Source organism: Croceicoccus ponticola (genome assembly GCF_004004515.1).
In the GTDB taxonomy this organism is placed as follows: domain Bacteria; phylum Pseudomonadota; class Alphaproteobacteria; order Sphingomonadales; family Sphingomonadaceae; genus Croceicoccus; species Croceicoccus ponticola.
The window spans coordinates 737588-751212 of record NZ_RXOL01000001.1 but is presented as its reverse complement, the minus strand read 5'-3'; the positions used below and the strand labels follow the sequence as shown (position 1 = coordinate 751212).

Genomic DNA, 13625 nt, shown 5'->3' with positions numbered 1-13625 from the left:
GAGAGAGCGCAGCATGAAAACCATCGACGACATCGTTGCACGCCATGCCGGACGCGAAGGGCCGCTGCTGCCGATCCTGCACGACGTGCAAGCGGAACTGGGCGCGGTCGACACGGCTGCAGAGACGCGCATCGCGCACCTGCTGAACCTCACCCGGGCCGAAGTCCACGGTGTCGTCAGCTTCTACCACGATTTCCGGCCCGAACGCGATCCGCGCCCCGTGGTGCAGGTCTGCCGGGCAGAGGCATGCCAGGCGCGAGGGGTCGAAGCACTGATTCCCGCGGCGGAGGCGGCGGCTGGCGGCCGCGTGCGGATCGATACCGTCTATTGCCTTGGCCTGTGTAGCGTCGGGCCCAATGCGCGGATTGGCGACGACCTCCACGCGCGGCTGGACGAAGCGGCGCTGACCGCATTGGTGGAGCGAGCATGACCCAAACCGTTCGCATTTCCGACGATGCCGTCGCCCGCGCCTGCGGGGCGGACGCGGTGGCCAACGCCTTTGCGCTTGCGGGCTGGACGGTGGAGCGCGTGTCGAGTTGGGGCATGCACTGGCTCGAACCGCTGGTTGAGGTAAACGGCGTCGGATGGGGACCGGTCACGACGGATCGCGTCGCTGAAATCGTTGATGGCGGGGCGGACGATCTGTGTATCGGGCCCATCGCGGCGCATCCCTTCATCGCCGGTCAGCAAAGGATGACTTTCGCGCGGGCCGGGCGCACGCGGCCGCTCAGCCTCGATGATTATGCCGAGACCGGCGGCTGGCAGGGGCTGAACCGCGCACGAGAGATCGGCGCGGAACAGGTCCTGGCCGAAGTCGTTCAATCGGGCCTTCGCGGGCGCGGCGGCGCGGGATTTCCGGCAGGGATCAAGTGGCAGACCGTCGCCAAGGCGGAAGAGCCGCGTAAATATATCGTTTGCAATGCGGACGAAGGCGACAGCGGCACGTTTGCCGACCGCATGGTTATGGAAGGCGATCCCTTCGCGTTGATCGAAGGTATGGCGATTGCCGGACATGCGGTTGGTGCAGGACAGGGCTATGTCTATCTGCGCAGCGAATATCCCGACGCCATCGCCAAGATCAACGCTGCCATTGCGCTTGCCGCGGACCGTATCGCACCGTTCCGCATCGAAGTGCGCGTCGGCGCCGGGGCCTATGTCTGTGGCGAGGAAACCTCGCTGCTCAACAGCCTTGAAGGCAAGCGGGGCGAAGTGCGCGCGAAACCGCCGCTGCCCGCGTTGTCCGGCCTGTTCGGATGCCCGACGGTGGTCAACAATGTCCTGACGCTGGCCGCCGTGCCGCATATTATGACCGAAGGCGGTGCCGTCGCCTACGAAACCTTGGGCATGGGACGGTCGAAGGGTACGATGCCGATCCAGATCGCGGGCAACGTCAAGCATGGCGGGCTTTACGAAACGGCGTTCGGCGTCACCTTGCGTGAACTGGTTTACGACATCGGCGGCGGCACTGCATCGGGCCGACCGGTCAAGGCGGTGCAGGTGGGCGGTCCGCTGGGCGCCTATATCCATCCGGATCAGTTCGACATCGCCTTCGATTACGAGACATATGCCGCCGCCGATGCGCTGATCGGGCATGGTGGCATCGTGGTGTTCGACGACAGCGCCGACATGGCCGCGCTTGCCCGGTTCGCGATGAAGTTCTGCGCGGCGGAAAGCTGCGGTAAATGCACGCCGTGCCGGATCGGATCGGTTCGCGGGATGGAAATCATCGAGCGGATTCTTGCGGGCGGGCGCAAGGCCGACGCAGTTGAGGTCCTGCCCCAGATGCACAATGTCCGCGCGCCCGATCGCAGCCTTTCCGAACAGGTCGCGCTGCTGGAGGATCTGTGCGAGACCATGAAGTTCGGATCGCTTTGCGCGCTGGGCGGGTTCACGCCATATCCAGTCCTGTCCGCGTTGCGCCACTGGCCCGAGGATTTTGGGCTTCCCGCAAAGATGCCGGTGCCGGCATGACCGGCACGATCGTTGCCCGCGCCCGCCGCCTTGGCCTTTCGGTGGCGGGGGACGATGCGATCGACCGCTGCGTTCCGGTGGAGGCTCCTGTCGCCATCGAATACAACGGGCTGGGCTACGCCGTGATGATGGCGACGCCCGAACATCTCGAAGATTTCGCGCGCGGCTTCACCCTCTCCGAAGGGCTGGTCGCGGGCGCCGATATTATCGAGGGGATCGACGTCCACGAAGCGGGCGACGATGCTTCTGGCGGGTGGATCGTGCGCATCGCGCTGCCGCCCGAGGCGATGGAGCGGGTGATCGCCCGCGCGCGAACCCGCGTTTCGGAATCGAGCTGCGGCCTGTGCGGCATGGACAACATCGCCGAAGTGCTGCGTCCGATGCCGCCGGTCAATGCCCGGATCGCCGTGACGCGCGATGGCATCGCCCGCGCACTGGCCAGCCTTTCCGCGCATCAACCGCTGGGCCGCGAAACCGGCGCGATGCATGCCGCCGCGTTTTGCGCCCCCGACGGCGCGATCCTTTGCGCGGCAGAGGATGTCGGGCGGCACAACGCACTCGACAAGCTGATCGGCGCGATGGCGCGCGCGGGGCTGGACGCGGGCACCGGCTTCATCCTCCTTTCAGCGCGATGCAGTTTTGAACTGGTCGAAAAGACCGTGCGCGCCGGGTGCCCGCTGCTCGTCACCATTTCCGCGCCGACCAGCCTTGCCGTCGAACGCGCGCAGGCGGCCGGGCTTGCGCTGGTGGCGCTGGCCCGTGACGATTGCGCGCTGATCTTTGGCGATCCGCATGGTATCCTGCAAATCGAGGAAGAAGCTTGATGGGCTATGAAAAGCAGCCTGATTTCGGCACGCCCGCCAGCGGCGCGACCGTCAGTGTCACGCTGACCATTGACGGGCGCGAGCTTTCCGTCCCCGAAGGCACGAGCGTCATGCGCGCGGCAGCCACGATCGGTGGCGATATCCCGAAATTGTGCGCGACCGACATGATCAAAAGCTTCGGTTCATGCCGCCTTTGCCTTGTCGAAGTGGACGGAATGCGCGGCACGCCCGCATCGTGCACGACCCCGGTGACCGACGGCATGGTGGTGCGGACCCAGACGCCCCGGCTGGAAAAGCTGCGGCGCGGGGTGATGGAGCTCTACATCTCCCACCACCCGCTCGACTGCCTGACCTGCAGCGCGAACAACGATTGCGAATTGCAGGACGCAGCGGCCGACGTGGGTCTGCGCGACGTTCGCTACGGTTACGACGGGGCCCACCATCTGGGCCAGAAGCCGGACCTGTCGAACCCCTATTTCGCGTTCGAGCCGGACAAGTGCATCGTCTGTTCGCGCTGCGTTCGCGCCTGCGACGAAGTGCAGGGCACGCTGGCGCTGACGGTCGACGGGCGCGGTTTCTCCAGCAAGATCAGCGCGGGCACGACGGCCGACGATTTCCTGTCGAGCGAATGCGTGTCGTGCGGCGCCTGCGTGCAGGCATGCCCGACATCGGCGCTGATGGAAAAAAGCGTGAAGGAGCACGGCAAGCCCGAACGTTCGGTCGTCACCACCTGCGCCTATTGCGGCGTCGGCTGCACGTTCCGCGCCGAAATGCGGGGCGAACAGCTGGTCCGCATGGTGCCGTGGAAGGATGGCAAGGCGAACCGGGGACATAGCTGCGTCAAGGGCCGGTTTGCGTGGGGCTATGCCAATCACAAGGACCGGATCACGTCGCCGATGATCCGCAATTCGATCGACCAGCCTTGGCGCGAAGTCGGCTGGGCCGAAGCTATCGCCCATGCCGCAGACCGGCTGAAGAATATCCGCGACCAGTATGGCTCGCGCGCGCTGGGCGGTATCACGTCGAGCCGCTGCACCAATGAGGAAACGTTCCTCGTCCAGAAACTGGTGCGTGGCGGGTTCGGGTCGAACAACGTCGATACCTGCGCCCGAGTCTGCCATTCGCCGACCGGTTACGGGCTGAAAACGACATTCGGCACAAGCGCGGGGACGCAGGATTTCGACAGCGTCGAACATAGCGACGTCATCCTCGTCATCGGGGCGAACCCGACGGACGCGCACCCCGTCTTTGCCAGCCGGATGAAACGCCGCCTACGTGGACAGGACGGTCGACCGGGCGCAAAGCTCATCGTAATTGACCCGCGCCGCATCGATCTCGTCCGCTCGCCCCATATCGAGGCGGCACACCACCTGCCGCTGCAACCCGGCACCAACGTCGCGGTGCTGACCGCGATGGCGCATGTCATCGTGACGGAAGGGCTGACCGACGAAGCCTTCATCCACGAACGCTGCGAAATCGACGCGTACGAGGATTGGGCTCGCTTCGTTTCGGACGAGAAACATTCGCCCGAAGTGCTGGAGGCCGTCACCCGCGTGCCCGCAACCGAACTGCGCGCTGCGGCCCGCCTGTTCGCCACCGGCGGTAACGGCGCAATCTATTACGGCCTTGGCGTTACCGAACACAGCCAAGGTTCCAGTACTGTCATGGCCATTGCCAATCTCGCCATGGCAACCGGCAACATCGGTCGCCCCGGCGTCGGCGTGAACCCACTGCGCGGCCAGAACAACGTGCAGGGTGCCTGCGACATGGGCAGTTTCCCGCACGAATTTTCCGGCTATCGCCATGTCTCGGACACCGAAACGCGCAACCTGTTCGAGACGGACTGGGGCGTGACGCTGGATGCCGAACCGGGCCTGCGCATCAACAACATGCTCGACGCTGCGGTCGACGGGACATTCCGCGCCATATACATTCAGGGGGAGGATATCCTGCAATCCGACCCCGATACGAAACACGTCGCCGAAGGGTTGGCGGCGATGGACTGCGTCATAGTCCACGACCTGTTCCTCAACGAAACCGCGAACTATGCGCACGTCTTCCTGCCGGGCAGCACTTTTCTGGAAAAGGACGGCACTTTTACGAATGCCGAACGTCGCATCCAACCCGTTCGCCGCGTGATGGACCCGGCCAACGGGTATGAGGACTGGGAAGTGACCCAGCTTCTGGCCAATGCGATGGGACTAGACTGGAACTATGGCCATGCCAGCGAAATCCTGGCCGAAATCGCGCGCCTTACGCCGACGTTTGCGGGCGTTACTTGGCAGCGCTTGTGCGACGCAGGGTCATTGCAATGGCCGGTCAACGATCAGTTTCCGGATGGCGCCCCGGTCATGCATGTTGACGGATTCGTCAGAGGGAAGGGGCACTTCGTCGTCACCGAATATGTGCCAACCGATGAAAAGACCGGCCCCCGGTTTCCGCTGCTGCTCACCACCGGGCGCATTCTTACGCATTACAACGTCGGGGCGCAGACGAGGCGGACCGAAAACTCCACGTGGCATCCCGAAGATCTGCTGGAAATGCATCCGACCGATGCGGAAAACCGCGGACTTGCCGACGGTGGCTGGGCCAAGCTGTCGAGCCGCAAGGGCGAAACGACGCTGCGGGTGAAAGTCACCGACAGGGTCGCGCCGGGCGTTGTCTACACCACGTTCCACCACCCCGAAACGCAGGCGAACGTCGTCACCACCGACTATTCCGACTGGGCTACCAATTGCCCGGAATACAAGGTGACGGCGGTGCAGGTCATGCCATCCAACGGCCCGACCGACTGGCAGGAGGATTACGCAGACCTTACCGAGCGATCGCGCCGCATCAATCACGAGCCTGCGGAATGAGCGATACCCACTCCCGCCTGATCTACATGGCGAACCAGATCGCGCGGAATTTTTGCGCGCTCGACCATGATGCCGCCGCCGCCGCGACCGCCGATCACATCGTGCAGTTCTGGGATCCGCGGATGAAGGCGGCAGTCAGCGGCGACGAGGCGGAGCTTTCCCCGATTGCGGCCAAAGCGTTCGCAATCCTACGCCAACCGGGCGATCCCGCGCCGCAGACGCGTGCGACGGTGTTCAATGACGTAGATGAAGGTGGAGGTTCTGACGCGGGTTAGCGTCAGGGTCGCGGCAGCGATTCTAAAGGAAGAGCGCCGCGTACGTAAGCGTGCCTGAGATGATCGAGCAGGGCCGTGTCGAGCGGTCGGACAAAGGAAAGCCCGCAGAACGAACCGTACTGCCATTGCACCTGCGCCGAAACTGGGGCCAGGTTGCCGATCGCGATGGACAGACCCTCTCCCGGCTTCAGAAGATCGACGCCGCTGCGAAGCCGGCAGCCCCGTTCGGAAATGTCGATGACCGACGTTGCAATCTCGTCACCTTTGTCGGTGCGATAGCCTGCCGGAATCCTGACCCGGGAACGATGTTGGTATCTATGAGCCATCCACGCCAGATATCATGGCTGAAATTAATGATTTGTGCACGTGATGGCCTTGTGAAGACTAGATATTTTCAAATTCGTTGCGCAAATTCCTGCAAGACCTTCTCCCTTGCCGAATGCTGACTGCTGAGGCATCCTGCATTTCTTGCCGAAAAAGGCACATTGCCCGAGCGGCCATGATGGAAGGGGGTCTGTCATGCGAATTTTCAGATTACTGTCGTGTTCCGTGCTGCTGGCGGCTGGTGCCTGCTCGCCCGATAGCACGGACGAGCCGATGCTGACTGCGGAGGCTGCGGCGACCGCCGCCGAACCTGACCTCGCGGCGCCTGCTGCCGAGCCTGCCGAAGCGTACGTGCCGGCGGCGCAGGTCGACGACATTCCGATCGAACGGGTAGAATTTGCCGCTGGCGAAAATGCCATCACTATTGAGGATTCGATCACGGGATACGAGATGATCGATTACGTCGCCAAATTCGCGGCAGGCCAGCCGTTGAACGTTTCGATGGCCACGCAAAACACAGCGGCGTACTTCAACATTCTCGCGCCAGGGGAAGACGAAGTCGCCTTCCACGTCGGATCTGTTGCGGGCAACCAGTATAAAGGCCTAACTACGTCGGCGGGCGATTATCGCATTCGCGTCTACATGATGCGCAGCGCCGCGCGGCGCGGGGAGAAGGCGGATTACAAGCTTGAAATCATTGCCGGGTGATACCGTCACCGATGCGAAAGTAGTGCGCAGGCATCGCCTGTCCACACGCGCCTGGCATTGGCTCAATGTTGTTGCGGTTTTCACCCTGTTGATGAGCGGGCTGACCATCTTCAACGCGCATCCCAGGTTATATTGGGGGCAATACGGGGCCAACCCCGACGATCCGTGGCTGCGGATCGGTGCCACTCAGTCGGGCGACGGATATCTGCGCATCGGGACCATCAGGATCGACACGACCGGCGTTCTCGGTTCGTGGCAAAAGGATGGGCGGCAGGTCGTGCGCGCGTTTCCGCACTGGATGACTCTTCCGGCGCACTACAATCTTGCCGAAGGGCGCAAGTACCATTTTCTGGGAGCGTGGCTGCTGGCAATCTGCGGTGTGCTTTATCTGCTTTGGTCGCTGGTGAACCGTCACGTCGGACGCGATCTCCTGCCAGAGCGCGGGGAACTTGCGCCTCGGCATTTGTGGCAGGACGTAAAGAACCATGCCCGCCTGCGTTTCCCGCGCGGTGAGGCGGCTGTGCGCTACAATATATTGCAGAAGCTGGCTTATCTGGCCGTGCTGTTCGTTCTTCTGCCTGCAATGGTGCTGTCGGGACTGGGGATGAGCCCAACGATGAACGCCAGTTGGGGATGGATACTCGACCTCTTCGGCGGGCGGCAATCAGCGCGCTCCGTGCATTTCATCGCCGCGATGCTCATCGTGCTGTTCATCCTCGTCCATCTCGCGATGGTGGTACTGGCAGGACCGGTGAACGAGATACGGTCGATGATCACCGGGCGTTTCCGCATTCCGCCGGAGAAAGCGTCATGACGATTTCACGCCGCGGGTTGATCACCGGATTGGGTGCGGGCCTGACGCTGGGCGGCTGCCAAAAGATACTGGAAACGGGCCCGGCCGATCTGCTGGCGACCTCGCTCGACAGGTTCACGATGGGGGCACAGCGGTTGGTGACCCCGCGCACCGCACTGGCGCGGGAATATACCCGCGCCGAACGCAGCCCGGATTTTCGCGCCAACGGATCGCGCACGGCCGACACGGCGGAATATCGCCAGCACCTTGCCGAAGGGTTCGCCACCTGGCGGCTGACCGTGACGGGGCTGGTCCGGCAGGGGCAGAGCCTGCCGCTCGAAGCCCTGCGCCAGATGCCCGCGCACACGCAGATCACCCGCCACGATTGCGTCGAAGGGTGGAGCGCGATTGGCGAATGGACGGGTACGCCGCTAAAGCTGATTCTGGATCGGGCGGGTGTTCTGCCACAGGCGCGGTATGTCCTGTTCGAATGCGCCGACAACTTTGGCGAGACGCCCTATTACGAAAGCATCGACCTGATCGAGGCGTATCACCCGCAAACCATCATGGCGTGGCGGATGAACGGCGCGGCGCTGCCCGAACGGCACGGCGCGCCATTGCGGCTGAGGGTCGAGCGCCAGCTTGGCTACAAGCATGCGAAATACGTGAAGGGGATCGTCCTGACGGACGACCTGGCGCGGTTTGGCGGCGGGAAAGGCGGTTTCTGGGAAGATCGCGCCGGCTATCAGTGGTGGGCCGGAATCTAGACAACCGGCCGGCAACCCCTGGGGCTGCCCGCCGGTTGCATCGTTCGATCAATCCGAAGCGGCAGCCTGCATCTCGACCTGCATTTCAGCGGCCGATTTTTTCCTGACCAACGTGTCGATGTGGCTTGTCATCAAAGTCATGCCCGCGCCGGGGTCGGGACGCGCAATCTTCAGCTTTTCACGTGCAGCTTTGTAACGCGCACCTTCGTTTTCGACCGTTGGTGGGCTGACGGTTATGACTTGCCAGGAATCGCCTTGCACGTGCCAATAATAGGTGATCGGCTCCAGCCCCGCTTCTGCCCGGATGCGGTCGCCATCGGCCATCATGGCCATGGCTGCGGCGTATTTCCCCGGCGCGAAATGGTATTCGGTCAACACGGGCAGGTCGTCCAGCGAATCCTGCGCAATGGCGGGTTGTCCCATGGCGAAGGCAATGGCAATCGCGGCGGCCATAGAGGTCGCCCGTACAGTCTTGGAAATCATGTCCTCTGTCCCCTTGCATCGGGCTTTTTGCCCAAATGCGCGCCCCTAGGCCGCTACTCCGTCAACCCTGGGAGACTCGACAGCCTGATGCCACGATGGGCCCGCAACGAATGACTTGCAATGTCGGCGGTGCTGGCGCGGATATGAAACAGCAGGATCAGAGCAGGCGTCGTTCCTCAAGCAAGTCGGGAAGATCGTTTTCGTACAGGATCACATCCTCGGGCCGTGCCTCTGCGCGCAGCGCATCGCGTGCATCGGCAAAGCTGGCGACTTCGATCGGGGGCTTGCCATTGGTGACGAGCGCCTTGGTGAAGCTGCCGATCCGGGAGGGATTCACCGCGTAGACCATATCGGCGAGCCCGGCGGTATATTCGCCAAGCGCTGCGTGTACCCGGTCATGTTCGAGGCCAAGTTCGGCGATGCCCGGCGTGACCACGATGGCCCGCCCGCCGCGTTGCCGCGCAAGGTCCGCAGCGACGGCAACGGCGTTGCGAAAGCCTGCCTCGTTCGCGTTGTAAGCATCGTCCAGCACCAGCGCTTCGCCTGGACTTTCGCGCTTTTGCAGCCTGTGCGGCACTTGTTCGACATCGGGAGTGACCAGTGGAATGCGGTTGGCGATGCTGGGGTCGATGATCCACGCCGCAGCCACGGCCAAGGCGGAATTCGTGACGTTGTGTTCGCCCAGGAGCGGCAGTTCGTATTCAAGAGTCGCGCCGCCCGCGCCATCGCGGCGGTCGATCAGCACGATCTTCCAGTCGGCCTGATCCAGGGCGGCGGACACGATGCGGATGTCGGCGTCTTCTTCAGGGCCGACGCTGACGACCTGACCATCGTAACGCGCGCGCAGATCGCGGAACGGGGCATAGTCGAGCACTTGCGTCGAAACGATCGCGGTGCCGCCATTTTCGCAGACATCCTCGACCAGTTCGGATTTCGCCTTCGCGATGTTGTCGACCGATCCGAACCGTTCGGTATGCGCTTCGCCGATGGCGGTGACGATGCCGTAATCGGGATGTACGAAATCGCACAGGCGACGAACCGACCCGATGCCGTACGCGCCCATTTCGGCGATGAAATAGCGGTGGCTCCACTGCAACCGTTCACGGATGTGGCGGGTGAGGCCAAGCACGGTGTTGATCGATCCGCGCGAATAAAAAACCGGCCCTGAAACGGCGAGCACTTCGGCGAAGATGTGCTTCGTCGTGGTCTTCCCGAAACTGCCGGTAATGCCGATGCGAACCGGATTCATCCGCTCCAGCTTGGCCCCCGCTTCTTCGATATAGTCCCGATTGATCCTTTCCTGACCGGGCTTGAGCAGCGCGTTGGCGATCACGAGCGTAAGCGGCAGGATCTGAATGGCGATCAGCGCCGGCAGCGAGCCGACGATGGTGCAAAGGATCGGGAAAGCCGCGATCAATGCCGCAATCTTGCGGATGCGACGCGCCCGTTCGGTCAGAACCAGCGGCTTTTTGTATCGATAGCTCGCTTCGCGCTGGGCAAGCCAGACAATGACCGCTGCAGCCAGCACCATGCCGGTGGCGATCCACCAGAGGGTCATGCCGGCAAGCACACTGACCGCAGTAGCGATCATCAGCGCCAAGAGGACGAGGCTGGCCTTAACATCGTAAAGCCGGACGCGCCGTACCGCGCCAAGAAAGCGCCCGCCGTCGTATTCCTCCTGCTGGAAATAAGAGAGCAACGTGTTGAGCCGCACCCATGCCAGCCGCGCCACGGCCGCGGTCAGCATCAAAGAAGCAAAAAGGATCGCGATCTGCAGTGGGCCAAGATGGATCATGCCGCTACCGCCTCCTTGATCGCCAGGGCGATCTGGTGCCGCCCGCGATCGAGGATCGAGATGTGATCGTAATGCGGGCACTCGATATATGTGCTGTTCGGAACGAGCGCTGCGATCTTGCGCCCGATTTCCGGCGGGGTTTCGGTGTCCGCGCTGCCATAGATCAGCGTCGTTTCGGTAGGGATGCGGGGTAGGTCCGCGCTTTGATCCTCTGCGATCGTCTTCACAAAGATGTCGCGCATTCCCGTTTCTCGGCTCATCACGTAGTCGGGGCTGCCGAAACGCTTTTCCAGCTCGATCAGTTCATCCTCGGTCGTGGCGGCGGCCTTCAGCTTCTGGAACTTGCGGCCCTTCCACTTGCGCTTCCACCGTTCGGCCGTGGAAATGTCGCGCGGCACGCCAGCGCCGGCGACGATCACCATGTGGCGCATCATGCCCGGCGACTGCACGCCAAGGCGCAGGCCCATGCGCCCGCCGAAACTGTGCCCGACCCAGACGCACTGGTCGATGCCAAGGTCCATCGTGACGTAGCGCGCCATGTATTCGGCGTATTCCACCGTTCCCCATGCCGCATCCGGCCGTTCCGACTTGCCGTGGCCGGGAAGATCGAACAGGTAGGCATCGATCGTCGGGGCCAAAGCCTCTGCGACCGGAATGAAATCGCGGTGTGTCCGGCCCCATCCGTGGGCAAAGACCACTTTGGGTGCGTCCGGCGTGCCGATCCGGATGTAGTGGGGAGGCTGCATGGCCCCCTTCTTACAGGGCCGGCGATGGCGCACAAGTTGACACCTGCGAGTCGCACACAGGGTGCGACGAGCAAGCTGGGGATAGAGAGCCGATCATGGCGGTGAAGAAACGGGTTGCGGTGCTGTTTGGCGGGGCGAGCCAGGAACATGACGTTTCGGTCGTGTCGGCGCACCAGTTGATGGACGCGGCCGACGTGCGCGGCATCGAAGTGATCCCGGTATATACCGATTTCGAGAACCGGTTTTTCTCGGCCCAGACCCTGCGCGATATTCGCCGTTTCAAGCCCAAGCCGTCCGGCGCGCCCGAGGTGATCTTCAGCTGGTCCGAACGCGGGCCGGTCATGCGCGAACGGGCTTCATTGAACGAAACGCCGATCGACTGTGTGCTGCCGGTATTCCACGGACCATTCGGAGAGGACGGCCGGCTTCAAGGACATTTCGAACTGCTCGGCATCCCGGTCACCGGATTTTCAGCCGGGTCCAGCGCGATGGCGATGCGCAAGGACGCGACAAAGGCTCTGGTCCGGCTGGCGGGTGTCAACGTGCTAGACCACGTGACCGCCAACCGCGCGCGGCTGGCCGATACCGCCGCACTGATTGCGGAGGTCGAGGCGAAGTTCGGCTTTCCTACCATCGTTAAGCCTGCCAACCTCGGCTCGTCCATCGGTGTCGGGCTGGCGAAAACGGCGGCGGACCTGCCCGCGCTCGTCGCCTATGTCCTGGCGCAGGACAACCTCGCGATCATCGAGCCGCAGGTGCAGAACCTTGTCGAATACAATATTGCCATGCGGTGGGACGAAGAGCGCCAAGAGGTCAAGTTCTCGGCCATAGAACGTCCTAAGTCCGGCGCCGAACTGCTTGATTTCAAAGAAAAGTACCTGTCGTCGGGCGGCGGCACGAAGGGCGCTTTCCTGCCGAGCGAAGGGATGCTGTCATTGACCCGCGACATAAACCCCGATCTCTCGCCCGCGTTCAAGGCGACGATCCACGACTATGCCCGCCGCGCGTTCATGACGCTGGGGCATCGCGGCGCGCCGCGCATCGATTTCATGTCGAACAGCGCAACCGGCGAAATCTGGTTCAACGAGATCAACGCGATCCCGGGTTCCTACGGATTCTTCCTGTGGGAAGCGGCTGAGCAGCCCCTGCTGTTCCCCGAACTGATCGACCATCTCGTGTCCGAAGCACTTCGCGACAGCGTAAAACGCTTCGACGATCCCGTGCCGCAGGGCGCCTACCTGCTGCCACGCTGAGAGACGTCAGCCTCTATAACGTCGAGACGAGATGCCCACCGTCGACCGGAATCACGGCGCCGGTCATGTAGGCCCCGGCGTCGGACGCCAGCAGCAACATCGGACCGTCCAGATCTGGCAGATTGCCCAGTCGGCGCATGGGGATGCGTTCCACCATCGCTTGACCCTGCGGCGTCTCGAAATGGCCCGCATTGATCTCCGTCGGGAAATAGCCCGGCGCCAGTGCGTTCACGCGAATGCCGAAACGCGCCCATTCAAGCGCGAGCTGCTTCGTCAATTGGACGACGCCCGCCTTGCTGGCGGCATAGGCGGTTAGCGCATTGCCCTGGCGCAGGCCGAGGATCGAGGCGGTGTTCACAATCGAACCGCCTGTCCCGGCATCCCTCATCGCCAGCGCGGCCGCCTGGGCCATGGCGAAAACACCTGTCAGGTTGATCGCCACGACCTTTTGGAATTCGGCGATGTCCTGCTTTATGGCCAAGCCCGCACCATCGATTCCGGCATTGTTCAGCAGGATCGTCGGTGTTCCGATCGCATGGCTTGCCGCGTTGACGGCGGCCCTGCACGCGTCGGTATCGGCGACGTCGAGCGCTATCGCTTCCGCCTTCACGCCCTTGGCCCGCAATGCGTCACGCAGGGTTTCCAGCCGGTCGACCCGCCGCGCAGCGAGCGCGACGTCGGCGCCGTGATCGGCAAGGACATGCGCAAAATGTGCGCCAAGCCCGCTGGATGCCCCGGTGACGATGGCCCTGTGGCCGGAAAGATCGATTTTCATGCAGCCTCAGGTGCCGCATGGCAGGATTTCGCGCAACCGCTTGTTAATCGTTG

Annotated in this window: 14 protein-coding genes; 9 read left to right on the top strand and 5 right to left on the bottom strand. The window is 63.0% G+C overall.

Features of this window, described 5'->3' with window-relative positions:
- Positions 1-13 precede the first annotated feature (13 nt).
- From EKN06_RS03620 to EKN06_RS03600, 5 genes are read left to right on the top strand one after another with little or no spacing between them, the layout of a single operon-like run.
- A complete protein-coding gene (locus EKN06_RS03620; protein WP_127611481.1) occupies positions 14-430 on the top strand; it encodes an NAD(P)H-dependent oxidoreductase subunit E in 417 nt (138 codons plus the stop codon).
- Positions 427-1971: an NADH-ubiquinone oxidoreductase-F iron-sulfur binding region domain-containing protein gene (locus EKN06_RS03615; protein ID WP_127611480.1), complete on the top strand. Its 1545-nt coding sequence runs from the start codon at positions 427-429 to the stop codon at positions 1969-1971. Before EKN06_RS03620 ends, EKN06_RS03615 begins: the two co-directional genes overlap by 4 nt.
- The gene (gene fdhD, locus EKN06_RS03610) at positions 1968-2795 is read left to right on the top strand and encodes a formate dehydrogenase accessory sulfurtransferase FdhD (RefSeq protein WP_127611479.1); all 828 of its coding nucleotides are present in this window, start codon (positions 1968-1970) and stop codon (positions 2793-2795) included. Before EKN06_RS03615 ends, fdhD begins: the two co-directional genes overlap by 4 nt.
- Positions 2795-5653, top strand: coding sequence for a formate dehydrogenase subunit alpha (gene fdhF / locus EKN06_RS03605; protein ID WP_127611478.1), 2859 nt, complete (start codon positions 2795-2797; stop codon positions 5651-5653). The genes fdhD and fdhF overlap by 1 nt, the downstream gene beginning before the upstream one ends.
- Entirely contained in the window at positions 5650-5928 is a 279-nt protein-coding gene (locus EKN06_RS03600; protein WP_240654580.1) for a formate dehydrogenase subunit delta, read from the top strand. The genes fdhF and EKN06_RS03600 overlap by 4 nt, the downstream gene beginning before the upstream one ends.
- 2 nt (positions 5929-5930) lie before the next feature.
- On the opposite strand, the gene EKN06_RS03595 is transcribed toward EKN06_RS03600, so the two are convergent.
- Complete coding sequence (locus EKN06_RS03595) at positions 5931-6254, bottom strand: PilZ domain-containing protein (protein ID WP_127611477.1); 324 nt, start codon at positions 6252-6254, stop codon at positions 5931-5933.
- Positions 6255-6447: 193 nt separating this feature from the next.
- On the opposite strand from EKN06_RS03595, the gene EKN06_RS03590 reads away from it, so the two are divergent.
- The 3 genes from EKN06_RS03590 to EKN06_RS03580 are packed head-to-tail and all read left to right on the top strand — an operon-like array spanning position 6448 to position 8520.
- Complete coding sequence (locus EKN06_RS03590; protein WP_127611476.1) at positions 6448-6960, top strand: hypothetical protein; 513 nt, start codon at positions 6448-6450, stop codon at positions 6958-6960.
- A complete protein-coding gene (locus EKN06_RS03585; RefSeq protein ID WP_420810747.1) occupies positions 6941-7774 on the top strand; it encodes a cytochrome b/b6 domain-containing protein in 834 nt (277 codons plus the stop codon). The genes EKN06_RS03590 and EKN06_RS03585 overlap by 20 nt, the downstream gene beginning before the upstream one ends.
- A complete protein-coding gene (locus EKN06_RS03580) occupies positions 7771-8520 on the top strand; it encodes a molybdopterin-dependent oxidoreductase (RefSeq protein WP_127611475.1) in 750 nt (249 codons plus the stop codon). Before EKN06_RS03585 ends, EKN06_RS03580 begins: the two co-directional genes overlap by 4 nt.
- Positions 8521-8568: 48 nt before the next feature.
- Here the strand turns inward: EKN06_RS03580 and EKN06_RS03575 are convergent, their stop codons facing one another.
- The 3 genes from EKN06_RS03575 to EKN06_RS03565 all read right to left on the bottom strand — a co-directional run bounded on the left by EKN06_RS03575 (position 8569) and on the right by EKN06_RS03565 (position 11544).
- Positions 8569-9003 carry a hypothetical protein gene (locus EKN06_RS03575; RefSeq protein WP_127611474.1) on the bottom strand — a complete coding sequence of 145 codons (435 nt, stop codon included), beginning with the start codon at positions 9001-9003 and terminating at the stop codon, positions 8569-8571.
- A gap of 157 nt (positions 9004-9160) precedes the next feature.
- Positions 9161-10798, bottom strand: coding sequence for a Mur ligase family protein (locus EKN06_RS03570; protein WP_127611473.1), 1638 nt, complete (start codon positions 10796-10798; stop codon positions 9161-9163).
- Positions 10795-11544, bottom strand: coding sequence for an alpha/beta fold hydrolase (locus tag EKN06_RS03565; RefSeq protein WP_127611472.1), 750 nt, complete (start codon positions 11542-11544; stop codon positions 10795-10797). The genes EKN06_RS03570 and EKN06_RS03565 overlap by 4 nt, the downstream gene beginning before the upstream one ends.
- Positions 11545-11639: 95 nt before the next feature.
- Here EKN06_RS03565 and EKN06_RS03560 point away from each other — a divergent pair, with 95 nt between their 5' ends.
- Positions 11640-12797, top strand: a complete 1158-nt coding sequence (locus EKN06_RS03560; protein WP_127611471.1) for a D-alanine--D-alanine ligase — start codon at positions 11640-11642, stop codon at positions 12795-12797.
- Positions 12798-12810: 13 nt separating this feature from the next.
- Here the strand turns inward: EKN06_RS03560 and EKN06_RS03555 are convergent, their stop codons facing one another.
- Positions 12811-13572, bottom strand: a complete 762-nt coding sequence (locus EKN06_RS03555) for an SDR family NAD(P)-dependent oxidoreductase (RefSeq protein ID WP_127611470.1) — start codon at positions 13570-13572, stop codon at positions 12811-12813.
- Positions 13573-13625: the final 53 nt, after the last annotated feature.